The organism is Sphingopyxis sp. 113P3 (assembly GCF_001278035.1).
GTDB lineage: Bacteria > Pseudomonadota > Alphaproteobacteria > Sphingomonadales > Sphingomonadaceae > Sphingopyxis.
In genome coordinates this window covers 45,939-69,511 of sequence record NZ_CP009453.1, presented here as the reverse complement: position 1 = coordinate 69,511, position 23,573 = coordinate 45,939, and the positions used below count along the sequence as shown (strand labels likewise).

Genomic DNA, 23,573 nt, shown 5'->3' with positions numbered 1-23,573 from the left:
CTCAGTAAGCTCGAGAAGACACCTGGGCTATTGGGAGACTGACGAACAGCGGTCTGCGACACACGCCCTGGATGCGATCCGCCAATGCGGCGGCGTAAATATTGAATAGCGAAGGACGATCGCTTCGCGCGGTGCCGAGCTGTTCGTGAGTCAACGCTTCCACATCACTCGGTGAGCGAAAGCGTAGTAGCGCTCGGGCATCGAATTGATTGAGCGAGAGCAAGGACGCCACGTTAGAGCGCACAGTGCTAGGCACTCCTGCGAGATTCGAGTAAAAAGTTAGTTCATGCTCGTCAGGCCCGTCGTACTGCCAACTGGAATAGCGCTGGGCGAGAATCAGCAGAGTTTCCACGCGGAGACCAGGAAGCCACTCCTTCATCATCGCTAGTTCGACTCCATGATCGGCCGCGATTGACAGCGTGAGCATATTTACAGCTCCTCCGATGTCCGCACTTACCGAGTGATCTGAGAGAACGGGCCGACCAAGGGCCGACGCCAAAATGGCGACACCTTGTGATCCTCGACAGGTCAACTGTTCGAGTTCGGAGATATGCACGGACGCCTGGCGCGCGGAAAACTTCATAGTCATGCTACGATCCTGTCTTGGGGGGAAAGACGCCTGCGGTGTGACGCTCGGCGTTGCTTTTATCTCGTGCGAACTTCGCGGACGAGCGACGCGAAGTTTAATACAAAATCATCACGGTGTCAAGCCCTTGATCATTTGCTACTCGGCAGGCCTCCAGTCAGGGAAGCCACGTCGCATCGCATGGCCCGGCAAAGCCTGACCAGCGACACGAATGTCAGATTGTGTTCGCCGCGCTCGATTCGCCCTACGTAACTTCGGTCGAGCCCGGACTCGTGGGCCAACCCCTCTTGCGACATGCCGAGCTTCTTTCGCCTCTCTCGGATGCGCCTGCCGAGGATGTCGAGATACGGGTCCACCCCGGCAGATCGAATGATAGGCGCGTATCAGTCCACGGAGTATGATGCCCTATGTTAACCTTTGTCTCCTAGCGGTTGCACGCCGGATTGATGAGAGGAGAGCCGTTGTCATGGTGAAGTTGACTTGCGCGATCGCGCTGATCTCCGCGCCGAGCTGTCTATCGGCGCAGGATGCAGCCAGCCTATCCATCAGGGCACGTTCGTTGATCGCAGCGCGTCTGGTCGATCCCGATAGTCTCGTCCTTCGCAACACACGCGCCGTTTCGACGACCTCTCCCACAGGCGAGAACGTCACGGTCCTGTGCGGGGAATACAACGCGAAGAACGGGTTCGGGGGTTATGGGGGATTCCGCATGTTTTTCTACGAGACGGCTTCCATGAGGGGGGTGATGACGATCGGCTCGTCGCTGGACTTCATATCGCAGGACGGATCGAGCGATTACAGCGCCGAAGCTTTCAGAATTCCAGGCATCGATCCTGCGAAGCTGTCCGCGAGGTTCGAGCAATTGGTCCCCTATGTGAAAAGTTACATGCCTGTATGTCAGCAGCGTTCATGACGCGATCGCAAACAACGCTCCGCAACGCTTTCGATACGCTGCGCCGAGTCTATCGGCACGTGCCCATTACCTTGAAAGTGAATCGGCTTGGTCGACCTGACTACCACCGCCAACTCCACTTGTTCACTCATCAATGATCTCACTCATCAATGATCTTTTTCCTCCACGCACCTGCACTCATCCCGTGAACCCGGTAGAACGCGCCCTTCATCGCTACTCGACTTACGTATCCCGCGGCGAGGGCAATTGTCTCTAGATTGCGCGAGTAGCCTTCGCGAATGAGGCGCTCGGCCTCCCGAAGCTTATCATCCTCGGACAACCGATAGCCCTTTTCCTCTAGCCAAGCACGAGGAGCCAACCCATAGAGCTTATGGAACGCTGCAACGAAGTTTCCGCCGGTTGAGTAGCCGCAGGCTTGGGCGACCTGTTTGAGGTTAAGACCAGCGGCTAAGAGGTCCTTGCTCTCAGCCAGTTTCTGCGCTGGCGTCGGCGGCAGTTTGAGCGTGAAACGCCAGTTCAGATTTTCGTCAATGTCGGCCTGCCAGAGGAAAGCGTCTTCCTCGCCGTCGGCATCAGTTTCGAACACTTGGGCGAAGAATGTTTCGAGCGGGCGGTCGTAACCGACGACGGCGCGCACGGCACGGCGCTCGCCGTCTTTGATCGGGATGTCGCGTCGGCTCATGGTAATCCGCCCTCCTGTGGCAATGTTGTACGTCGCCAGCGCGATCGTGTCTTGTGCTTCGCTTTCGGCATCCGACCAGCGGACCAGAAACGCGCTGACATAGCGGCGCTGATTGGGCTTCAGGTCTTCGTGGAGCAGTTCGTCGGCGGACAGCTCGGGCAAGCCTTCCTCCTTGAGGAATGCCGCATATTCCTCCGTGAGTGCGCCGATCGAACGTCGACCGTATTCCGCCGTCCACAGGGCAGCGTCGATCGTGTCAGGGAAGGACCGCGCGCCGCCGTCGTCAGAGCGGCGCTCGAACAGGAGACTGCCGCCGTCACCATCCCAGTTGGCGGGGTGGACCCCGATATGCCAGTTGTCGCTCGCCGGAAGTCCGCCGCCATCGAGGCAGGTGACGTGAACGCCGGTTCCGCTGGCGAAGTAGCGGGAGAGCATCTGCGCGCCGCCGCCGATGGTCTCGATGTCGAGCCCGTAGCGTTCGGCGAGTTCGCGGTAGGTTCCTGCAGGGTCAGTCATGGATCTGTCCGATCGTGGTCTGGGCCGATTTCTCGGTCGTGCGATTGCGCCGGTGCAGCGCGTGGCGCTGCGCACCTTCGGCGCTGGTGAGGGCGAGGCGGATCCGCGCGAGTGTTCGCGGCGAGCCGGCCTTGCGGGCGTGGTCGCGTGCGATGCGGAGTGCGGCGATCGTCGCGGCCGCTGCATCGGCCTCGGCTTGCGTGGCGGGGCGGAGCGGGCGCATCAGTAGTCGCTCGGAAGCATGATGGTGATGACCCGGCGCGTGATGCTGGCATCAGCGGGATCCTCGCTGCCGTATTCGAGATCGATGTCGTAATAATCGATCTTGAACCACACGGGCGTGTCGTGGAACGTCATCTGCCCGAAGTCGCGCTCGCCATGGGCATCGTTGACGAAAGCGTGCTGACGCATGGCTTTCATCATCTCGGCCTGGGCGAGCAGCCCGCTCGGCGTGTCGTCCGAGCAGAACTCAGCAAGGCATGCCCGGGTGAAGTTGACGAGTGCGGTTCGATCGAGACCTTGGCGCGCGCGGTCGTTAAGGCGTGCGATCTGTTCGGCGCGAGTGAGTGTTTCGCTGATCATGCGGCCAGCTCCAGCTGTGCGTTGAATTGGGAGATCCAGTCCGCCAGGTGCGGGCGTTCCGGGAGCGGGATGTCGGCCGCGGCGTCCTGAAAGAGCCGCAGCGCAGTCGGCGCCTCGTGCGCGATGCGATCGATCTCGCCCTCAGGGAGCAGCTGCTCCGCGCGGATGAAGTCGGTCATTCGTCCAGGTCGCTTCTTGGTTGTGGTGCGCCAGAGGCCTTCCACGGTGCGGAGCCGCGGCGCGGCCCGGGCCTCGATCAGGACGATGAGCCGCAGGCACCATGCAGGGAGGTCGCGGATCTCGTCAGGCTGCGAGCCGCAGCACATGAAGCAGGCCGATTTCGGCGGGACCGGGAGGCCTTCGGCCTCGATCCGAGCGATGCAATCGTCGCGCGTCCAGCCCCATTCCCGCAAGGGGTAACGGCATTCGAAGCGGTCGCTTGGGATGGTAAGCGCATGCGCGTGACGCCGCGTGTCCGCCGGCGACGCATCGTAGCCGATCAGGCGGATGACCTTCTGGCTGCGCGCCCATGCGTCGATGGCCGGCTGCCATGTCTCGACGAACTTGTCCTGGGGCGCGATCTTCCATTTGAGGCTGCAGCTGTGTCGGCCGAGGCTGATCGACGGCAGCGTGGCGTTGGTCAGCACGTTCTCGAGCAGGCTCATGTAGGGCGGCCAGTGCTTGAAGCGCTGCGGGACGTAGCGGCAGACCCGAAAGTCGATGCCGTGCGCGGCCATCCATGGCCGGATGACGTCGAGGTAGGCGTAAGTGGCTGGCTTTTCGCTCCCGGTATCCGCGGTGAGAACCAGATCGGGCTTTCGGCCCTGCGCGACGAGCTCGATGAGCATCGCGGTCGAGTCGACTCCGATACCGTAGGCGAGCACGATGGGCGGGTTGCGCAGGTCGAGCACGTCCACCGCGCGCCGCGGCCTCGTCGTGAGGAACGCCGGCGCGTTCATGCCGCGATCGGCAGCGACGCCGCCCAATCGTATTCGCGGAGCTCCGCGACAAGAGGTCCGTCGCAGTCCCACATGATCCACTGGCAGCCTTCGCGCTTGGCGACGTGGATCGCGGAGCGGATTTCCAGGGGCACGTCATGCGCTTCGGTAATGCCGACGTCGTCGCAGACGTCCATGAACCACCCGTAGTCGCCCTTTTCGAAGCACGACCAGGGGCACCGGGGCATCCAGTCGCGCGCGGTCGCGGGGTGCATGTGGGCCGTGCTGAGGACGAGCGAGCGCGCGATCTCGAAGTCGTTGCCGATGCCGCCGGTCACAGCGCGACTTCCTTGGTCGCAGGGGCATCGCCATCGATGCGCACAGCGCCGATCGCGTCGAACCCGTTGATCGCCGAACTGTTGTAGGCGTCCTTGTCGACGAGGCCCTGGATCGTCTCTCCGTTGGCGTAGCGGGCGAAACCGAGCGCATCGACGCCGGTCACGCGGCGAGCGACAACCCCGACCTTGCCCTTCGGAACCCAGTCGGCCCAATCGCCGCTGGCGCTTGTGACGACGAATTCACCGATCAGCGCGGTGTAGGCGGCGCGTCGTTGCAGGACCGGGCTCGCATCTTCCGGTACCGCTTCGCCGGTATAGGCGGTGAACCGGTCGGGATGCCACGCGCGGAGGCTCGATCGCGCATTGTCAGCGAGAAGCGCTGCGCATCGACGTCCCGACGCGCGGTATTCAGCTTCGAAAGCAACGATGGCGAGGCACCAGTCCACGTCCTCTTCGTAGAACGGGTCCGCCAGTCGCAGCGCAGCAGGCATCGCGGCCTGGCGCTCTTCCGACAGGACGATGCCGCCATGGCTGGCGGTGTGAACCTCCCACACTCCCGGAAGGATCTGCTCGGACTGTTGGGGGGAGCCCCACAGGGTCGCGACAGGCGCTGGAACGGATTGAAACTTGTGCATTGCTCGTCTCCTCAACCGGATCGGGCACCCCCCTCCCCCTTCCCTTTCATCCCAGGGCGTCGAGCCGAAAGGCGGACTGGTCGTTGTCGATCGCCAGAGCCATCGCGCCGGGTTTGACCCAGATCTCCCGGGTGCTGAGGAAGAAGGTCTCCCCCTGCTCGGCCAGGAGGATCGTCTCACCGATCGTCTCGGCCATTCCGGTGGCGGCTGCGCCGGGGACCATGTTTCCGATCCATTCGCGCTTGGTGACGTCGCTTCCGTCGATGAGGTCGAACGCTTCCCGGCAGTGCCATTCGATGCCCTGCTCGCCCTGGACTGCGGTGAAGATCTCCTCGGGGTCGAACAGCGCCTGCAGCGCGGCAAGATCGAGTGTCGTGAACGGCCGATGCCATGTGCCGTCGGTCGCGATGATCCGGCAGACGAGGCGGTCGTTGGCGGCGGGCAACTCGAAGCGCTCGGCCTCGATATCCGTCGGGCGCGGGTCCGCCACCGAATTGAAGCCGTTGTCGTGGCAGGCCGATCCGCTCACGGAGTACGAGGACTGTTTCCAGTCGACGACACCGTAATGCCCGCCGGTCTGGTAGTGCTCGCGGCGTTCGTCGGCGACGCACGGTTGCCCTCCGGTGACGCTGTGGCCGCCCGCGATGGTTCCCGACGGGTCGCTGTAGGGTGTGACTCGCAGGATGTTGCGATGCCGCTGGTTTCCCCAGCTGGGGCGGGGATCGGCGACGGCGAAGGCACCCTCGCCCGTCGAGCTCGCGCCGATCACGGCGCGGCTGCTCTCCGAGAACGGCGTAACCTTGTATTTCCGGCTGCTGTAGGTCTCGCTAGTAGCGCCGCCCGGATCCGCGACAGCAATCCCGCCCGCTGCCCCGCCCGGTCCGGCTACCGCTGGTGACGGGGTGTCGAACGGCACGATGCGGAATACGTTGTTATACCGGGGGCGGTCGCCGATCAGACGCGGGTCGCTGACTGCATAGGGGCCGGTTCCGACGCTGACGTCGCCTTTGACGCAGGCCGCGGGCTTGTCCCAAGGGCGCACGCCGAGCTGGACGCTGCGGGCATGGCCATTCACGCGAGGGTCCGCGACCGAGAAGGCGCCGGTGCTGGGTTTCGGATCGCCGGTTACCGTGCCGGTCGGCTCGCCCGACCAGGTGTTGACGCCGAGGACGTGGCGATGCGTCGCGGGTCCGTAATTCGGCCGCGGGTCGGCAACCGAGAGCGCTCCCCCTGCTGGGTGACGAGCACCCGTGACGGCCTTGGCCGGTCGGACGAAGTCGGCGACAGCCAGAATGTTCTGGTGGGTGCCCGCGCCGTAACCCGGTCGGGGGTCGGCAACGCTGTGCGCTCCGTTGTGCGGGCGGCTCGCGCCGGCGACGACACGGCTGCTGTCCGCCCACGTCCGAACCCCTAGGGCCTCGTTGTGCCAGGCCTCCCCGGGGCGGGGATCCGCGACGGCAAATCGGCCCTGCCCCGGAGCACGCTGCCCGGTGATGACGGGCGCGCTGTCGGTCCAAGCGTTTACGCCAAGGGCGTTGTCCCGCAGGTGGGCTTCGGGCACGATCCCGTAATCGCGCAGCTGGCCGTCGACGACGGCGAGATCGTTGAGCGCGCGCCAGTCTTTTCCTGCCGGCACAAGCGCGAGGCGTAGCCAGGTCTTCCACTGCAGCGCCGGGATGCGGTGCATAGGCCCCGCGATCGGGTCACCCGGCAGCGGGAGCTTGCCGATCACTTCGCCGACGCCGCGAAGGCGATGGTGGCGGGGCTGATAGACGAACGGCGGGATCTTCTTCGTGTGGCGGGCGATCAACAGCGCACGTTTGCGGCTCTGCGCCAGATTTCCGATGATGCCGCAGTCGTGAACATCGATGTTGACGCTGTAACCGTAGCAGCGGAACAGCGCGGTTATCTGGTCAAGGAGCCAGCGGCCGCGATTGAGGATGCGCGGCACGTTCTCGAACAGGATGATCGGAATGGGGTCATCCTGATATGCCTCGAGCGTCAGCCAGACACCGCGCAGCGCGAGGCGGTTCAGCGCTTGGTACTTGTCCGTTTTCGACTGCTTGGCGGACAGGAGGCCAGAGAAGCCCTTGCATGGGCTGGACTGGAAGAGGACGTCGACGTTTTCGCCGAAGATTCGCCGAATGTCTGCCGGCGCGGCCTCGCGCCAGTCCGACGGGGGTTCGGCGCCGTGGAAGGCGCGATACTGCTCGCGATCGAACAGATCGAGGACGGTGCCCGGAGTGCCGGTGATCCGCTCGAAATTGCGGATGGCACCGGGGTCGACGTCGATTCCGCCGGCGCAGACGAATCGACCCTGCATCGGGCCGACGCGCACCCTCGCCTTCTGGAAGCCGATGGCCCCGCCACCGATCCCGCAGAATAGGTGGGCGTGGCGGATGTCGCGGACGATCGTCGGCGAGGAAGTGAAGGGAACCATGGCTCGTCTCCTGTTGGATTCGAGCCGCTCTTCCCCCTCCTCTTTCAGCCGATGCCCAGGTTCGCCTTCAGGATGGCCTCGATGCCGTGGTCGCGAAGCGTCGCGGCGCGCGCAAAGACGGTTGGGCCCAGCTCGGCCAGCGCGGAGATCTTGCGCTGCTTGGCGTCGATGTAGTCGGGTTCGTCGTTGGCGATGACTTCGAGCGCCGCCTCGATCAGTTCGCCGGTACTGTTGTCACGGATGTCGAGGACGAGATCCGGCCTTAGCGGACCTGCCCTGGTGGTGAGATCGAAGAGAGGGCGCTTGAAGCCTATGTCGATCTGCCGCCGACGCCAGCGGTACTGAAGGTCGAGAAGGCCGATGACGGCGTCACGCTCGGCCTGGTTGTGCACCGCGATGAAGCTGGATGGGCGGGCGATCGGCTGCGCATAGCCGCGGAGCGCGGAAAAGCCGTCACGCGGGTTGTGTTCGCCTACGACGACGAGGACGAGGTAAGGCGGTCCGACCCGCGCTCCGGCATATTGGACCCGCGTTTTGACCTCGAGCTCGCGGCCTTCGGCGAGTGTGATGGTCGTTCCTGAAATGTCGAGAGCGTAGAGCGCAAGGAAGGCTTGCGGCGCCAGGCCCGAAGGCCATTTCGCCGCGGCTTTGCGCAGGCGGGCGAACACCACATTCCGATCGTAGGGGTCGACATGGGTGTAGAAGTGCTTCGCGAGGGGAATACCTGGCGCGATGTCCAGTCGCTCTGCAGCGCGGCGTAGGCGAGCGAATTCCTTCGCCATCGAAGTGTCCCGTCCTTGATCCGGAGGGAGGGGTTCGACGACGTTGACGTGCGCCATTTCCATGAGGAGCCACAGCAGGCGCGCGAGACGCGGTATCGCAACGCCCCGGGTTCGGTCGTCGGGTTCACTGTCGTCCGGCATGGCCGCCAGCTTCTCCGGCGCCAAGCGGTGCGCATTGAACAGGCCGTGCGGCTCATCGATCGTCGAAGGGATTGCGCTGCGCTTTTCGCGGAATCGCTGTGGGGCCTGCTCGCGGTAGAACGGACAGTCTGTCAGATGCTCGGGGCGCTTCTGCCGGGTGCTCGTCAGCCGCCGAAGGTAGTAGGTTTCTGCCTCGGACAGGTAGGACGGCGACATCAATGGCGGCGGCGTTTCACCGCCCAGACAGTCGCAGGCGATCCACTGGCCGTGTGTCCGCGCTTTGACCACCATCGTGACGCTGGCCCGATGATCGGCGTCAGTGCCCCCCCCTTCGTACCAGCGCACGAGCGCGTCGCGGACGACAACAGGCACGTCCGTGCGGAGAGACAGGCCTCTCGAATGGCGAGGCACCAACCACATGCGCGACACCTACCGCATTGGTCGTTGACGGTCTAGTCTGTTCACCGTATGTTCATGGACAAGGAGACCCTCGTCATGAAGCGTTCGGTATTCATCAATCGGTTCGATCTCGATATCACGCTGCGCGATGCCAGCGTCGACCTGGGCAATCGCTCGACCCGGCGCATGCTTGCGGCGGCGGCGATCGGTATGGATGTCGAGGACAGCTATTTCTCGACGGTCGAACTGCGCGAAGCGGTCGAGTGGGTTCACGAGGGTGTGGCGGGCGCCAAGCTGAAGTTGTCGATGATCCTCGGTAACGAGTGCGACGATTTCCAGCGCTGTCTCTACTACATTCTGGCGGGCCGGGGCGTCGTGCAGATGCTCGACGACCTCATGTGGCTTGAAGAGTTGCTCAAGGCGCGCGGGAAGGTCGCTGGCAAGCTGGCCAAGCGCCGTGTCGCCACGATGCCGCTGGTCAAGCCTTACGTCGCGAGTGAGCCGGACGGGCCGGTGGTAAAACCTGATCGGGATTTCCGGCAGGGTGCCTCGTGGTATCTCGATCCGACTCTGGCCGAGTAAGCGGTCAATCGATTGAGGATGGTCGGGGCGCGTTACGAGCGCACCTCGACCACCACCCTTCTCGAGGTCTCTGATGGATCGCCGACCCGAAAGGGCTGCAACGGGTTGTCGGTGTGAATGACGGCCATCGGCTTGCCGAGGACATCCAGCAATCGGCCCGCGATCCTCTGGGCATGGGTCCGGCTGCAGAGATCCTGGCGCTTTCTGCTGAACTGGCCGTTGGTTGATGCGGCGGGCATGATCGAACTCGCTTCCTGATGTGAGGGTGATCGTGGCGGGTGACGGTCAGAATACCGTCCGGTGGACCTTCGTTTGCGGCACGACCGAAAAGGCCATGCGCGCCATGTTTGTGACCCGGTAGCGGGCCGAGCCATGTTCGCTGATCGCCAGCGCCGTCTTGCGCCCGCGCTTCCGGACAAAGAACTCCTGTCCTTCGTAGCCGTCGGTAAACTTGATCGGCGAAGCGAAGCGTATTCGCATGCCGTCCTCGAGTTTCGCCGTCGGCCGCGCGAGATTGCGGATGCAGCGCCGGCGCCATTGCAGGGCGGAATGGTTCTGGGTGGGCGAGAGGAGCGCCAGGATACGCTCCGGGCATTCAGCCTCGTTCGGCCCGGCGGTCTCGTCCATGTCCTTGTACGCGAAAACATAGCCGTCCTTGGCGCGCGGATTCCAGCGCACGAGGCACACGACCGCGAACACCGGCCCATCGACGCCGTCGGTCGTCGGTGCCACCGCGGCGTAATAGACCTTGTTGCGCAAGCACGACGACGCGATGACGCGCAGGCCCTTCCGGCTTGGAAGCGGACCGCCCTCCCCTTCGGCCTCGGCCGGTTCGTCGATCACGCGCTCGTAAGTTAGCTGCGCATCGAGATAGGCCTTGGGGGTCGAATGCGGGTGCATGCTCGACAGGGGCATGGATAGCCATCCCATGGTATTATCCTTTCGTTAGAGAATGACCGGCTGCACGGCAACCGGCAGGTGGAGCGTCCGGCGAAGCGTCCGCGCTAATTGACCGATGTCGGCGAGAAGGCCGATCTCGCCGGTGGTCGCTGAACCCTCCCACCCTCCCCTGCGGGTCGCGGTCCTGAGCCAGCGGACTTCGCGGCCCGGCATCAACCGTTCGGGCGCAATCGTGACGCGAAAGTGATCCGCCTGAAGATCCATGATCGGTACGGGCCCTTGATCGGAGCGTGTTCTCAGGTCGTAATCGGCTGCTTCCAGATCCAGCGCGTGCGCCACTGCGCGCAGACGATCGCGCGCGGCGCTTCGATAGACCTTCGTCAGATGAGCATCATGAGCAAAGCCGCGACGCACCAGGGGAATCAGGACATCGGCCGATCGCAACGCCGCGATCCGGCTCCGGCATAGGGTTCGCAGATCCCGGTCCTCATCGTGCATCGCTTCGGGGTCTTGACCAGCGGCAACCCTACCCAAATGGCGCGCAAGGAGAAGGACGGCGGGATCGCGCTCCGGATCAAGACCCGCGTTCGTCGCGTCGGCTATGGCGTCGTTGACGGCTATCGTGCAGGTGGCGACCACGCGCAGAGCGTCAGGCTGCAGAGCGCGCTCGAAGCGGAACGGCAAGTCGTATCTGGTGAAGGGTGGCACCGGCGATCTCCCAAAGCTGATCGCCTTTTCCGCCCCCCCTCCCCTCTCCTGGCGTTCCGGTGTTCTGCAAGCAAACGTGCAAGCAAGTGCGCAAGCATTGCGATTGGGTATGCGCAAGCAATTGCGCAGGCGATTGCGCAAGCTAAAGCGCAAGCACTAGCGCAAGGGATTGCAAAAGCGAAAGCGCTAGGTAATGCGCATGCGCAAGGTAAAGCGCAGGCGCGAGCGAAAGCAATTGCGCCTGCATGGTTGCAAGCTGAAATGCTTGCAGGATAAGGAGCGTGTATGTCGGTGATCTCGGTCAGCAACTCGAAGGGCGGTGCGGGGAAAACAACCCTGGCAATGATCCTTGCCGATCAATTGGTCGAAAATGGGCTCAGCGTTGCGGTGATCGACGCCGATCCCAACGGAATCATCACAAAGTGGGCGGCTAAGCGTGCCGAAGCGGGGCGTGAATTGCCCTATTCTGTTACGTCTCAACCAAAGGAAGCCGCGATGATCGAGACGATCGCGCAGCTCGCCAACGAGAATGACATGGTCATCATCGATCTCGAGGGCACGGCGTCCCGGATGATGTCGCGCGCGTTGATCCGATCGCACCTGGTGCTGGTTCCGTTCAATCAATCGCCAGTCGATGCCGAACTGGCCGCTGCCGCTGTGTCCCTCATTCAGGAGGAGGAAGAGGCGGTGGAGCGCAAGATCCCGTTCCGGTTGGTACGAAGCCGCGACAGCGCCGCCTTCGCCACGAAGACGTCGAAGCGCATCACCAGCGCGATCGAGCAAGCCGGTCTGCCGATGCTTCCGATCGGCGTGGTCGAGCGTGCGGCGTACCGCGACATTTATGAATTCGGTCTTCGGTTGAGCGAGCTCGATCCATCGCAAACCTCGGGTGTGCCCAAGGCCATCGAGAACGCACAGGGCCTAGCGCAGGCCGTTGTCGATAGCCTGAAGGAGGATCACCGCCGATGAGCAGCTTCGGTTTCGGAAAGCCCGCAGAGAAGCGTGAAAAGACCATCGACAAGGCGGGACTGCCTCGGGGGCCGATCGTGGTAGATCCGGCCAGCGAGCGTGATGCCGTGGCGCGCGGCGAGCAGCTTGGTTATGTCGATCGTGGCCAGACCGATACGCAGCCGAGCGGTGCGGCGGGAAGGGGAGGGCGCAAGCGTCCGCCTGCGCCTCCGTCTCAGACCCTGTATATCAGGGCTCCCCAGGAATTGGCCGAGTGGTTCGAGCGGTATACCGAGCAGCGCGGCCACCGCGCGTTGTGGAATTCGATCGAGGATTTCAGGAAGCTCGTGGAGCAGGAAGAGACTGCCGATGCGGACCGACCGGCGTCCTGACGAGTTGGCGTTAAGCCGGCTCTTCGATCTCCGTTGCGCGATGGTTCTCCGCGTCGCATGGCTCCTCCGGCGGGCGGAAGGCCTTGAGGTAGTTGAACGCCTGTTCCGCCTTCGAGGCGGCGTGGATGATCGCGCTCGCGTCGCCTTTAAGGATGCGGAGCCAGTGCTCGATATAGCTCGCATGGTTGTCGTGAAGTTCGCCCGGTAGGCCGAGGTCGGCGCAGACCAGACACTGGCCGATCGATGCGACGAGTTCTTCGAACGCATAGGCGTTGTCGCCGAACCGCTTACCGAACTTGCGTTCGAGACGGCCAGTCCCGCCGGACCAATGGATGGATTCGTGGGCGCGGGTGCTCGCGTAGAGATCGTCCGAATGGAAGGCGCCCCGGGGCGGCATCTGGATGTAGTCGCCAACGGGTGAGAAGAACGCCGCGTTTCCGCCGTGACGGACCTCCACGGGGATTGCGTCGAAGAACGCGTCGATAGCGCCGCGGTGAGCGCTTTCCTCACGAGGCTCGGGCGGCGCCGGGGTGGGGTAGTAATGCGCGGGAAGCCCGTCGATCTGGTCGGCGTTGAAGACGTTGTACGCCTTGAGAAAACGGATCGCGCGGTTCTGCTCCTCGCCAGTGATCCTGTTCGTGTCGGTCTTGCTGATCTGCGAATAATACACGCTCAGCGACGAGGCTTCGCCCTTGCGGACCTGACCGCCGAGTTCTTGGGCCTGGCGATAGGTCATCCAGTACCGGCTGTTATACCCGTTTGCGTCGGCCATGGCCCACAAGAACAGCGTGTTGATGCCGGTGTAGGCGGTGCCGCAATGTCGGAGCGGGCGGCCGCCGCCGCCGCCGCCGGTGCGGTCCCACGGCCTCGCCCACGGCAAGACGCCGGCTTCGAGCTTTGACAGAATAAGGGCCGTGATTTCGCTGGCGATGTCGCGGCGCGGGCGGGAAATGCGTGAAGGCTTGCGCATGTGAGAACCTTTCAGCGGGGAAGGGCTCGCGCGGGTGCGCGAGCGGATTGGAAAGCGGTGAAAAAAATGGCGGCAGCCGGGGTGTCGCGGCTGCCGCCAAGTCGCCCAGGAGAGAGGCGAGGGGGCTATTCGGCGGGCTCGAGCGCCTCGTCGGGATGCGCGACGTCGAAGTCGTTGATGTCATCGCCGAAGTCGTCGGCGGGATCGTCATCCGGATCTTCGTTGCTATCGGCATCGGGGTCGAGATCCGTGTCGTCGGCCGAAGTCTCGCCAGTGTCGTCGGCCTCGTCGTCGTCGTCCGAGAGGCCGTCGATGGTCGGACGCTCGATGTCGAAGCGCATGGCGTCGGGCACCCAGGCAAGGGCCGCTTCCTTGGTCTCGGTCTCGGTGATCGCTTCGCCGGCGAAGATCTTCTCGCAGGCGGAGGAGACCTCGCCCTTCTTGGACGCGCTGTAGCGTGCGGCCAGGACCGTCCCGCCGACCTCGGTCAGAAGCGCGAGCAGCGTGCCCTTCGCGACGCGGTCGAAGAAGTTGGCCGACGTCGGCCGCCACCACTGCGCGACGTCGATCTCGAGGATCGTGGCGAGGCGGGCGTGGAGCGGATTGGTCGTCGCCGAATACTCGGGCTTCGCCTCGAGCGACCCTGCGACCATGACCGCGAGCCAGGCAGCCTTCGCGTCGTCTTCGAGTGCTCGGAAGGCTTCGAAGCGCGCGACGACGTCACCAGCCTCGATCCAGCTGCTGTCCAGCGCCTCGCGGGCCTGTTCGATGGCGATGCGGGCCTGCGTCGGCTCCATCTCGCCGCCGATGACCGGATCCTGCGGCCGCGGCGCCTTCATGGTCGTGCCATAGCGATCGTATCCGCGATTGCCGTCGATCATGGCGAACAGCGCGTAATCGAGGGCGAGGGCAGGGTTGGCCAGAATCGACGCGGCGAGAATGTCGCGCCGCTGCATGGCCAATTCGTCCGACAAGCGGGCGCTAAGCGGCTTTCCACCGGGTGCCACGGCTTCCGGGGCGGGCGCTGCCGCGGTGCCGCGCTGCCGGCTCGATCCGGCGTCCTCGTCGTCGCCGGTGCGGATCGGCGTCTCGCTGAAGTAGCTGGTTTCCAGCTTCATCGTGCCGTCGGGCGCGAGGGTGAGGAAGGTGCCGACCTGTGTCTTGAGTTCATCGGTCAGGACCGAGGGACGGTCCTGCAGCTCGTCGTATTCACGGTCGAGCTTCTGATACTCTTCCTCGAGGGCCGCGGCCGCATTGTCTTCGAGCCCGCCCGCCTCGATCTGCTCGGCGATGTCGTCCATGCGCGACGCGATTTCCTCGACGCGCGCCTCTTCGGCTTCGGTCAGCGGCGTGGTCGGCAGCGTGACGCGGTGAAGGTCCGCGGTCGCGTTGTAGATGTGCGAGCTGGCGATCGGGCGGATCCAGGCCAGGCCGGATTCCGCCCCGAGCCGTTCGGCCTCGGCCTCCATGATCTTGCCCGCCAGTTCGCGCGCGATATCCGGGTCCGACCAGCGGTCACCGTCTTCGCTGAACAGCTCGCGCTCGACGGTGCCGCCCGCGGCGACGTAGGCGTCTTCGCCGACGAGGATCGCAATCGGATCGCTGGCCTTCAGGGCATCGCCGGCGATGGCGCGACGGATCTGGTCGGGCGTGGTGTAGCCGTAGCGGGCGTACTGCTCGTAGATCCGGACCTGCTTGGCCTGGTCGTCGGTGGACGCGTAGGCCTTCGCCATGTCGAGCGTCATCTCACCCTTGGCGAGCGCCTCGAACACCGGGTCAGCAAGGCCAGCAAGCCGCAGGCGGCCTTCGACGAAGCGGCGGGTTACGCCGAAGCGCTTCGCGACGCCATCGACGTCGCCGTCCATGCCGAGGAAGTGCTGGAACGCGCGGCATTCGTCCGCGGGCGTCATCGCCATGCGCTGGAAATTCTCGGCCAGCGAAGTTTCGCTGAGCATGGCTTCGTCGCCTTCGAGCACCTTGCAGGCGATCTCGGTGTTGGGATCGATGCGGGCGCCCTCGACGAGCAGCTGCAGGGCGGCAAGCCGACGGCCGCCGGCAAAGACGGCGTAGTGGCCGCGCGGCTTCTTCAGCGGCGTGACGAGCAGGTTCTGCAGCACGCCGCGCGCTTCGATGTCGGCCGCAAGCTGCTCGATGGAGGTGGCGCCCGACTTGCGGACATTGCTGCCCGAAAGCCGCAGCTTCGAAAGGGGGATCAGTTGGGTCATCGGTCTTCTCCTGGTGGATGGCCCGGCGAAACCTTCACCGGACACCTTTCCCGATCCCCCTCGTCTTTCCTCTTCAGGCCGCCTCCGGATTGGTGGAGGCGACCAAGCGCTCGATGATCTCCGAAGCGCGTTCCGCAGGGACGAAGACCCGCGTGCGGTACGAGATGATCTCGCTGAAACAGCCGAGGGACTTCAGCCAGGGAAGCTGGCTTGCCGGCGCGCCGACGATCTCGATGCGGGGCGAACCGTTCACGCGCGAGCGTTTCAGCTCGCAGGGGAAGGGCCGCTGGATGGGCATCGCGCTGCCGCCGACTACCGCTGCAGTGATCTGCGCAGGCGTCAGCGACGAGGTCTGCTCGACGCCCAGCGTCGTGAGCAGCTTCGCGACGTCCTTCGGGAACACGATGCGGCCGAGCCACGAGCGGCCCTCTGCATCGACGATGCGGTTCACCTCGAGGTGGTCTGAGGGCAGGGCGGACCAGATGGGCAGGAGGAGGCCGGTCGCCAGCTGGACGGTTTCATGGTCGAGCCGTGTGGCTGCCTCGTCGGCTTCGGCGGTCCACCCTTCTTCGAAGGTCTTTCGCGAGCAGGGTTCCCACGCGGATTCGAACATGTCGAACTCGCGGAGATATTCTCGCCGGGTCGGCCGCATGAGCTCGATGCGCGGGACCGATGTGCCGTCGTCGGTCATGCCCGACCGGGCCTTGGTGCTCAAGGCGACCTTGCCCGAACGTCCATTCCTGAGGAACCGCGCGGTGCTGTCGCTTTCGGCGATGCGGATCGCGCGTTCGAGGCTGACCGGATGCCGACGCCGTGCGACTTCGATCGTCAGGAGGTGCGAGGTGGCTCCGCTCACCGGATCGGTGCGAAGCACTGTGTCCTCGAGGACGGTCGCGGTTTCCACGGGCATGGTCTCGACACCCACGTCGAGCGTACCTGCCTCGCGGGCGGCCGCCACGCGTGTTTCGACCAGCGCCAGGAACTCGTCGAAGATCAGGTTCTGCAGGCCGATGGGGAGCGCCAGCAGACGGTTGAGCCAGCGCTGGATGGGCGGCAGATCTTCCTTCAGGATCCCGTCGCTGTCGGTGAGCTCCAGACCGGTCCGCTCGGTGAATTCGGCGAAGTCGATGCTGGTCAGCTTGCCCCCGACAAGGAGATGGAACCAGGTGATGAGCGCCGACTTCGCATAATCGCTCTCGAGATTGTCTGCCGGATCGAACAGGTTCTGTCCGCCGGTCTGACGTTGGCCGCGCGTCAGGGCACCGAGGCTGTCGAGGCGCCGCGCGATCGTCGATGTGAAGCGCAGCTCGCCCTTGCAGGACGTCGTAACGGGCCGGAACAGGGGTGAGCAGGCCTGATGTGTCCGGTGGGTTCGCCCGAGGCCCTGGATGGCCCTGTCGGCTCTCCAGCCCGGTTCCAGGAGCAGATGAACGCGCTGCTGCTGGTTCGGCACATCGAGACTGGCGTGATAGGACCGGCCAGTGCCGCCGGCATCCGAGAAGATCAGGATGCGCTTCGTGCCTTCCATGAACGCCGCGGCGTCGGCCTGGGTCGACCGGGTGGTGCGTGTTTCCAGCTTCTGGCCGCCGTGGCCGGTGGGCACGAGACGCTTGGTCCTGCCGGTTACCTCGGCGACGTTGTCGTGCCCGAACCGTTCGAGGATTGCGTCGAGCGCTGCCTTGATCGGGGGGAGGGCGCACAGACGCTCGATCAGTTCGGCACGCTTCGCCTCCGCTTCGGGATTGACGACGGGATTGCCGGCGGCGTCGAACATCGGCCGCGAGCGGACCTCGCCCGTGTCATCCGTATAGGTCTCCATCTGCCGGGTCGGAAAGGCGCGCGTGAGGTAGTCGATGACGTATTCGATCGGGCTGAGCTCAATCTCGGGATCGGCGCGTTCTTCCGGAGACAGCTCGTTCAAGCGCCGTGTCAGGATCGACTCGGCTGTGGTGACAAGCTGCAGCACGACCGAGGTGCCGTCGGCGATATGCTGTTCGACAGCGGCGATCACGGTCGGCAGCTTCATGGCCAAAAGTACCTGCCCGAAGAAACGCTGCTTCGTGCTTTCAAAGCGGGAACGTGCCGCCGCTTTCGCGCCGGAGTTGAGCGTCGACTTGTCGAGTTCGTCGACCACGCCAGTCAGTTCGAGCGCGGCCTCCATGTTGCGGTGGATGATGCTCCATGCGTCGGCGTAAGTGTCGTAGATCGCGATCTGCTCCTCGGTGAGCTCGTGCCGCAGGATCTCGTACTCGACGCCGGCGAAGGACAGGGCGCGCGCCATGTAGAGGCCGGTCGCCTTCATGTCGCGGGCAACCAGTTCCATGGCCGCGATCCCGCCCTGACGGATCGACGAGATGAATGCTTCGCGATTCGCGAAGGCTGTTTCCGGACCCCACAGTCCGAGCCGGACGGCGTAAGCAAGGTTGTTGACTTCGGATGCGCCGGTGGGGGTCAGTTCTGGCTGAGGGCGGAATGACACCCTAAGCGGCGGAGTCCTTGGGCCAAAGGTACTCACCAGTGAGAAGGATGTGGGCCCACCCGAGCGGCGAGATATGGGCGAGAAGATGGTCGGGGGTATCGAGCCCTTCGCGGCGGCGAGCTTCGACGGCATGGCCGAGATGCAGGGTGTTCCAGTAGACGATGATGGCGGTCAGTAGGTTGAGGCCAGCGATCCGGTAATGCTGACCCTCCGTCGTGCGGTCGCGGATTTCGCCCTGACGGCCAATGCGCAGGGCATTTTTCAACGCATGATGTGCCTCACCTTTGTTGAGGCCCACCTGTGCACGGCGCTGCATACCGGCGTCGAGAATCCATTCGACGATGAATAACGTCCGCTCGATCCGGCCCACCTCGCGCAGCGCGGCTGCAAGATCGTTCTGGCGCGGATAGGCGGCGAGCTTGCGCAAGATGCTGCTCGGCGCGACCTGCCCCGCGCTCATGGTGGCGGCGCAGCGGAACAGGTCGGGCCAGTTGGAAACGATCAGCGCCTCACGAACCTTGCCGCCCACCAGCGGGCGCAGCTCGCTCGGCGTGGTGGCAGGGTCGAATACGTACAGTCGTTTGGATGGGAGGTCGCGGATGCGCAGCACAAGGCGGTAGCCGAGCATGGCGCTGATCCCGAACAGATGATCGGTGAACCCGCCAGTGTCGGCGTATTGCTCTTCGATCCGTCGCCCTGCCTCATTCATCGTCAGCCCGTCGAGCAGGTAAGGTGCTTCGCTGACTGTGGCTGGAATAGTCCGCGATGCAAACGGCGCGAAGCGGTCGTTGACGTGAGTATAGGCCTTGATTCCGGGATCGTTGCCGTAGCGGGCGTTGATCGTGTTCATCGCCTCGCCCTGCCGTGCTGCGGGGAAGAACTGGCCATCGGCCGATGCGGCTCTACCCATACCCCACACCTGGGCCATCGGCAGCGCCCCTTGCGCCGCGACCACGTTGGCCAGCGCCTGGTCGATCGCCTCGCTTTCGACGTGCCAGCGCGCGAGACGGGAGAGTTGCCAATAGTCGTGGGTGTTGGAAGCCTCTGCCATCTTACGCAGGCCCAAATTCAGGCCCTCGGCGAGCAGGACGTTGAGCAGACCAATTCGGTCGCCGCACGGCACGCCGGTGCGCAGATGCGTGAAGGCATCGGTGAAACCCAGCGCGGTATCGACTTCGAGCAGCAGATCGGTGATGCGGACGGGCGGCAGGCGGCGATACAGATCGAGCATCAGATCCTCGATCCCATCCGGCGCGTCGGCGGTGAGGCGATCAATGCGCAGCGTGCCGTCTTCGATGCTGCCTTTCGGAATTGTACCGCTGCGCGCGGCGCGACCGAGCCGGGCAAGGCCATCGGCGAGACGCACCTTGCGGTCAGCCAGCCAGACATGCGGGTCGGACGGGACCGCTAGCTTCGCGGCATGCGCGACCGCCATCGGCACGAGGACGTGGCGCAGGTCACCATACCGATGCGAGCGGTCGAACCAGATGTCGCCCGAGCGCAGCGCGTCGCGCAGGTGGAACATGACCGCGACTTCCCGGAGGCGGGCATCATCATCGCCCTTCGCCCGCAACTGTCGCCGCCATTTGGAATGCGGGCGCAAGAAATCGTCGGCCGCCGGAACTGCGCCCCTGGTAGCGATGGCGGTAGCCGCGTCCAGCAAAGGCCGTGCAACCGCCGCAGCTTTGAGGTCGAGGCATCGCAGCATGCGCGGGGCATACCGACGGAAGCGGTGATACCCCTGATCAACATAGGCCAGCGGATCGTCGCCCAAGGTGTCCGTCAACGTCTTGGCCGTAGCGACGAGACTGGTGAGCCGTTCCCATCCCGCCCCGCGCGCGACCGCATCTTCCAGCGACGCGCCGTCGCCATGCGCTTCGAGCAATGATTGACCGAGTGCAGTGAAGCCGTTCAAAGTCGCAGTGGTAGCGCCTCTGGTTTCTACGACCCGCGCGTCATGCAGTTGCTTCGCGTCGCGCCAGGTGCGGCCAACGATCCGGTCATGTGTTTCGATCACCGCATCCGCCGTCGCAGTGGCCCATTCAATGACGCAAACCGCCATGATAGCGCGGCGCCGATCGGCGCCGAGATCGCGCAGGCCATCGGCGAAGTAGCGCTCGCCCTGCCGGCGTAGCCGGGCGACGCGATGCGGTGGAACACCGGCAAGTAAACCATCATTGAGGTTCATCGCGCGCAGGAACTCGAGCCGGTCGAGCAGCCGGTTCGCCGCGGCGGAGTTGTTGCCCGGCTCAATCCGGCGCAGCCAGATGAAGCGGCTGATCGCCCCCGGCAGCATCTCGGTAGTCAGTCGGTCGAGCCCATCACAGGCGACGGGATCGAGACGGGCTGCGATCCGCTTCTCGATCTGGCGTTCGGCGGCGACGAGCGCGTCCGCGCACAACCGCTCGATTGTCGTGATCGCTGGCAGGATGGTCATGGTTTCACGGCAGCGGGCAATGAAGCGCCGGGCAAGGTCGTCGTTTGAGCGTGCCTGCTCGGCTTCGGCGAGAAGCCAATCCCGGAACGCCCTGGCATGCGGTCCCTGTCCGGGGAACATCCTGTATCCGTAGATGCGGCGCAGCGCCTCCATGTGCTGGTGCCGGGTTTGGCGTCGAACGGCATAGGACGCGAGCGTGTCGCCAGCGATGCCAAGCTGGGCACCTAGAAAGGCGGACACGGCGTGGGGGATCAGTTCGCCGGGAGCAAGCGTCCGACCTGGATATCGCAGCGCACACAACTGCAGGGCGAACCCGATGCGGTTCTCCGGTCGGCGCCGCCGGTCGATATGGATCAGGTCATCGGCTGCCAGAATATAATGCCGCAGCAGCGCCGCTTCGTCAGTCGGCAGGTCGAGTAGGGCCGAACGCTGTCGGGCGCTGAGGATATGGCGTCTCGGCATGCACGGCTTGTCCCTATTGAACAGAAGTCTGTTTTGGACAACACTGACCCCACGCAGATCAAGGCTTTTCGAGGCCTAATTCCAGAAGGGTTCAATTGGGACAGCGCGCCGCCATCTACGCCAGGGTCTCGACAGCCGACCAGTCGTGCGAGCGGCAGCTTCGCGACCTCGCCGGTTTTGCCGAGCGTGGCGGCTATGAGGTGGTCGAGGTCTTTCGAGAAACCGCCTCGGGGATGAAGGCCAACCGATCGGCACGTGCCGAAGTGATGAAGCTGGCCCAGGCGCGCCACATTGATGCGATCCTTGTCACCGAACTCAGTCGTTGGGGGCGCTCGACGCAGGACCTGCTCGATACGCTCAACCGGCTGTCGGGCTGGCGCGTGTCGGTGGTCGCGATGAGCGGCATGACCTTCGAGGTCGATACGCCGCACGGTCGTATGATGGCGACGATGCTCGCAGGCATTGCGCAGTTCGAGCGCGACATGCTCAGCGAGCGGGTTCGCTCCGGCCTCGCCGCGGCACGGGCGCGGGGTCGGAAACTCGGGCGGCAGACCGGCGTCCGCCCGAAGTCGGATCGGCTTGCCCCCAAGGTGCTAGCCCTTGTTGCCGAGGGGCGCAGCTATCGCTGGATAGCCCGGGACCTCGGCCTCAGCAAGAATACTGTCGCCGCAATCGTCGGACGCTCCAGGGCGGACATGGATCACAAGGTCGAGGTGGCGGCATGAGCGTCGCGCCGGATGTCGGACGAAAGCACAGGATGAAGACCGCCGCGCTTGGATGCATTACGTACCTGGCGATTGCAGGCTTCGTCTTCGGTAGCTTGCTGAAGCCAGTATTCCTCGCGACGATCTGGTCAGATAGACTGGGCGCGCCTCACTGGCTCTGGATCGTATCCGCTTGCTTCGCGGTCGGAGCGACCAGCTTTTTGATACCGGCTCGGTTTTCGATCGTTCGAGGCCCCATTTTTGTAGCGGTGGCGCTGGCGGGCTCTCTACTCTCAGTCGGAGCTTATGCGGATAATCTGAGATTGAAGGCGTTGAACGAGTTCGGTGCTGACCGGCAAACCCAACACTCGTTTTTAGAATCGGTCCGGCATGCCCCGGAAGAATTTCAGTTCTTCCTGCATACCGCCGTCATGAAGCACTGCGTGCCATATGCATGGAGCTATCGAACGATGAACTTCTATCGCATACCTTTGAGGGCAGCGGTCAACGTCATGCCTGCAAGGTGGCTGACGGAATGTTCTATCCATCGAGAGTGACGCAGTTTGTGATCAATGGCAGCCGCGGCGACGGCAAGGACAGCTATTCCCTTAGGGTGTCATTTCGCCCTCAGCCGGAACCGACCCCAGCTGGGCGACGCTGGCGCCCGGCCGGATCTGACTGGTGCTCATCGGCAAAAATCCCTGATCGCAAGCGTGGTTCGAATCATGCCGCGCGGCGGTACGGCTACTTGTGCCATTCCGCCAGGGTCGTGCCGCTGGCGGGGTCTTCGATGGCCACGGACGCGAAATCGACCGCCAGCGCGCACAGCGGCGGGCGGGCCGGATCGGTCATCGTGCAATGCACCGGCTGGCCATCGGCAAACCCGGCAATGCGCCCGATCAGCCGCAGGCGAAAGCCCGAAGCCCCCGGCGGCGGCGCACCGACCGTGTCCGAAGGCTTGATCCCCGGCAGCGCGGGCAAGGCGCCATCGTCGCGGAACCGGCCGGTGTAGGCATAGGGCCGTCCGGCACGCTGCAAGGTGCGCGGCGCATCGGCGGCAAAGAATTGCGCCAGCGCCAGCGTCTGCGGCGCGGGCGCGGGTTCGCTGGCCACGCCGACCGGCACCGCCGGGCAGGATTCCGCGCTGGTCCACGGCCGTTCCAGCCAGAACCCTTCGATGGCATCGAACGGCTGCTTTCCGGCAAGATCGGCAAAGCGCGGATCGGACCCCAGCCGCTGCGCCTGCACGCTGATGCGCAAGGTCCGCATTGCCGGATCATAAGTCCACATGCCGCCGTTGGCCGATCCCCAGGCCGATCCCGGCCCGGCGCACCCGAACGGCAGGCGCAGTTCAAAGGTGCGGTTGACCGCCGGACGGCCGGCGGGCGGCAAGGGCTGGCCCGCCGCCGTGGCATCCGCCGCGGCAGAGACAAGGCCGAGAATCGCGGCGCGGTCCAGCGGGGCCAGCGCGGCGATGGCGGGGGTGGCGGCAGGTGCGGGCCCGGCCGATGCCGAAGCATCTGCAGCGGGGGTATCGCTGGCCGTGGCATCGGGCGAAGGGGCCTTCACCACCTTGCACGCGGGCAGCATCAGCACTGTGGCAAGGGCCATGATCCGCAGCGCCGACGCGCCGCGCCGGGTTGGCAGTGTGGCAGGAAGTGCAGTCATGGCGCGTGCTCTAGCATGGCCGGTCAGCCCCGGCGAGGGGGTGATCGGTGAAATAGGGGTTCACCGCGCCGCCTGTCCGATACGCCGCGTGCCCCCTCGCGGACCCGGCCCGACAGTCCGCGTTCCGGCGCGGTCTGCGATTGCCG

General features: G+C 64.6%; 24 protein-coding genes and 1 pseudogene. 7 read left to right on the top strand and 18 right to left on the bottom strand.

Annotation, left to right across the window (positions count from 1 at the left end; genetic code table 11):
- Position 1: 1 nt before the first annotated feature.
- Both LH20_RS21760 and LH20_RS23150 read right to left on the bottom strand, forming a co-directional pair.
- Positions 2-589 (bottom strand): hypothetical protein, encoded by a 588-nt coding sequence (locus LH20_RS21760; RefSeq protein WP_144423746.1) that lies wholly within the window; start codon positions 587-589, stop codon positions 2-4.
- Positions 590-717: 128 nt separating this feature from the next.
- Entirely contained in the window at positions 718-942 is a 225-nt protein-coding gene (locus LH20_RS23150) for a helix-turn-helix domain-containing protein (RefSeq protein ID WP_268796126.1), read from the bottom strand.
- Positions 943-1,052: 110 nt separating this feature from the next.
- Here LH20_RS23150 and LH20_RS21755 point away from each other — a divergent pair, with 110 nt between their 5' ends.
- Entirely contained in the window at positions 1,053-1,499 is a 447-nt protein-coding gene (locus LH20_RS21755) for a hypothetical protein (protein WP_053556470.1), read from the top strand.
- Positions 1,500-1,638: 139 nt separating this feature from the next.
- On the opposite strand, the gene LH20_RS21750 is transcribed toward LH20_RS21755, so the two are convergent.
- The 8 genes from LH20_RS21750 to LH20_RS21715 are packed head-to-tail and all read right to left on the bottom strand — an operon-like array spanning position 1,639 to position 8,925.
- Positions 1,639-2,697, bottom strand: coding sequence for a helix-turn-helix domain-containing protein (locus tag LH20_RS21750; RefSeq protein WP_053556469.1), 1,059 nt, complete (start codon positions 2,695-2,697; stop codon positions 1,639-1,641).
- Positions 2,690-2,920: a hypothetical protein gene (locus LH20_RS21745; protein WP_053556468.1), complete on the bottom strand. Its 231-nt coding sequence runs from the start codon at positions 2,918-2,920 to the stop codon at positions 2,690-2,692. The genes LH20_RS21750 and LH20_RS21745 overlap by 8 nt, the downstream gene beginning before the upstream one ends.
- Positions 2,920-3,279 (bottom strand): DUF3768 domain-containing protein, encoded by a 360-nt coding sequence (locus LH20_RS21740; RefSeq protein WP_053556467.1) that lies wholly within the window; start codon positions 3,277-3,279, stop codon positions 2,920-2,922. Before LH20_RS21740 ends, LH20_RS21745 begins: the two co-directional genes overlap by 1 nt.
- Positions 3,276-4,238 (bottom strand): hypothetical protein, encoded by a 963-nt coding sequence (locus LH20_RS21735; RefSeq protein ID WP_053556587.1) that lies wholly within the window; start codon positions 4,236-4,238, stop codon positions 3,276-3,278. Before LH20_RS21735 ends, LH20_RS21740 begins: the two co-directional genes overlap by 4 nt.
- Positions 4,235-4,555: a DUF5983 family protein gene (locus LH20_RS21730; protein WP_053556466.1), complete on the bottom strand. Its 321-nt coding sequence runs from the start codon at positions 4,553-4,555 to the stop codon at positions 4,235-4,237. Before LH20_RS21730 ends, LH20_RS21735 begins: the two co-directional genes overlap by 4 nt.
- Complete coding sequence (locus tag LH20_RS21725) at positions 4,552-5,190, bottom strand: DUF7007 domain-containing protein (protein ID WP_053556465.1); 639 nt, start codon at positions 5,188-5,190, stop codon at positions 4,552-4,554. The genes LH20_RS21730 and LH20_RS21725 overlap by 4 nt, the downstream gene beginning before the upstream one ends.
- Before the next feature lie 46 nt (positions 5,191-5,236).
- Positions 5,237-7,630, bottom strand: coding sequence for a DNA cytosine methyltransferase (locus tag LH20_RS21720; RefSeq protein WP_053556464.1), 2,394 nt, complete (start codon positions 7,628-7,630; stop codon positions 5,237-5,239).
- Positions 7,631-7,674: 44 nt separating this feature from the next.
- Positions 7,675-8,925, bottom strand: a complete 1,251-nt coding sequence (locus LH20_RS21715; RefSeq protein WP_158501182.1) for a hypothetical protein — start codon at positions 8,923-8,925, stop codon at positions 7,675-7,677.
- Between the two features lie 123 nt (positions 8,926-9,048).
- Between LH20_RS21715 and LH20_RS21710 the strand changes: the two genes are divergently transcribed.
- Positions 9,049-9,534 carry a hypothetical protein gene (locus tag LH20_RS21710; protein ID WP_053556462.1) on the top strand — a complete coding sequence of 162 codons (486 nt, stop codon included), beginning with the start codon at positions 9,049-9,051 and terminating at the stop codon, positions 9,532-9,534.
- A 32-nt stretch (positions 9,535-9,566) separates the two neighbouring features.
- On the opposite strand, the gene LH20_RS21705 is transcribed toward LH20_RS21710, so the two are convergent.
- From LH20_RS21705 to LH20_RS21695, 3 genes are read right to left on the bottom strand one after another with little or no spacing between them, the layout of a single operon-like run.
- The gene (locus LH20_RS21705; protein WP_053556461.1) at positions 9,567-9,773 is read right to left on the bottom strand and encodes a hypothetical protein; all 207 of its coding nucleotides are present in this window, start codon (positions 9,771-9,773) and stop codon (positions 9,567-9,569) included.
- A 46-nt stretch (positions 9,774-9,819) separates the two neighbouring features.
- Entirely contained in the window at positions 9,820-10,464 is a 645-nt protein-coding gene (locus LH20_RS21700) for a DUF6927 domain-containing protein (RefSeq protein WP_053556460.1), read from the bottom strand.
- A gap of 15 nt (positions 10,465-10,479) precedes the next feature.
- Positions 10,480-10,932 carry a hypothetical protein gene (locus tag LH20_RS21695; RefSeq protein ID WP_235527234.1) on the bottom strand — a complete coding sequence of 151 codons (453 nt, stop codon included), beginning with the start codon at positions 10,930-10,932 and terminating at the stop codon, positions 10,480-10,482.
- Positions 10,933-10,968: 36 nt separating this feature from the next.
- Here LH20_RS21695 and LH20_RS24105 point away from each other — a divergent pair, with 36 nt between their 5' ends.
- From LH20_RS24105 to LH20_RS21685, 3 genes are read left to right on the top strand one after another with little or no spacing between them, the layout of a single operon-like run.
- Positions 10,969-11,418, top strand: a complete 450-nt coding sequence (locus LH20_RS24105; RefSeq protein ID WP_235527233.1) for a hypothetical protein — start codon at positions 10,969-10,971, stop codon at positions 11,416-11,418.
- 9 nt (positions 11,419-11,427) lie between these two features.
- Complete coding sequence (locus LH20_RS21690) at positions 11,428-12,111, top strand: AAA family ATPase (protein WP_053556458.1); 684 nt, start codon at positions 11,428-11,430, stop codon at positions 12,109-12,111.
- Entirely contained in the window at positions 12,108-12,482 is a 375-nt protein-coding gene (locus LH20_RS21685; protein ID WP_053556457.1) for a hypothetical protein, read from the top strand. Before LH20_RS21690 ends, LH20_RS21685 begins: the two co-directional genes overlap by 4 nt.
- Before the next feature lie 10 nt (positions 12,483-12,492).
- Here LH20_RS21685 and LH20_RS21680 read toward each other — a convergent pair whose 3' ends face one another.
- From LH20_RS21680 to LH20_RS21665, 4 genes and pseudogenes are all read right to left on the bottom strand, one after another.
- Positions 12,493-13,452, bottom strand: a complete 960-nt coding sequence (locus LH20_RS21680) for an ArdC family protein (RefSeq protein WP_053556456.1) — start codon at positions 13,450-13,452, stop codon at positions 12,493-12,495.
- Positions 13,453-13,577: 125 nt separating this feature from the next.
- The gene (locus LH20_RS21675) at positions 13,578-15,677 is read right to left on the bottom strand and encodes a ParB/RepB/Spo0J family partition protein (RefSeq protein ID WP_053556455.1); all 2,100 of its coding nucleotides are present in this window, start codon (positions 15,675-15,677) and stop codon (positions 13,578-13,580) included.
- A gap of 73 nt (positions 15,678-15,750) precedes the next feature.
- Positions 15,751-18,123 (bottom strand): annotated as a pseudogene (locus LH20_RS21670) (strawberry notch C-terminal domain-containing protein); the annotation flags it as partial.
- A gap of 34 nt (positions 18,124-18,157) precedes the next feature.
- On the bottom strand, positions 18,158-21,055 hold the full coding sequence (locus LH20_RS21665) for a Tn3 family transposase (protein WP_053556454.1): 2,898 nt from the start codon (positions 21,053-21,055) through the stop codon (positions 18,158-18,160).
- Between the two features lie 95 nt (positions 21,056-21,150).
- Here LH20_RS21665 and LH20_RS21660 point away from each other — a divergent pair, with 95 nt between their 5' ends.
- Together LH20_RS21660 and LH20_RS21655 are read left to right on the top strand one after the other, a co-directional pair.
- Complete coding sequence (locus tag LH20_RS21660) at positions 21,151-21,780, top strand: recombinase family protein (RefSeq protein ID WP_053556453.1); 630 nt, start codon at positions 21,151-21,153, stop codon at positions 21,778-21,780.
- Entirely contained in the window at positions 21,777-22,316 is a 540-nt protein-coding gene (locus tag LH20_RS21655; RefSeq protein ID WP_053556452.1) for a hypothetical protein, read from the top strand. Before LH20_RS21660 ends, LH20_RS21655 begins: the two co-directional genes overlap by 4 nt.
- 187 nt (positions 22,317-22,503) lie before the next feature.
- Here the strand turns inward: LH20_RS21655 and LH20_RS21650 are convergent, their stop codons facing one another.
- Positions 22,504-23,370: a hypothetical protein gene (locus tag LH20_RS21650; protein WP_144423742.1), complete on the bottom strand. Its 867-nt coding sequence runs from the start codon at positions 23,368-23,370 to the stop codon at positions 22,504-22,506.
- Positions 23,371-23,573: the final 203 nt, after the last annotated feature.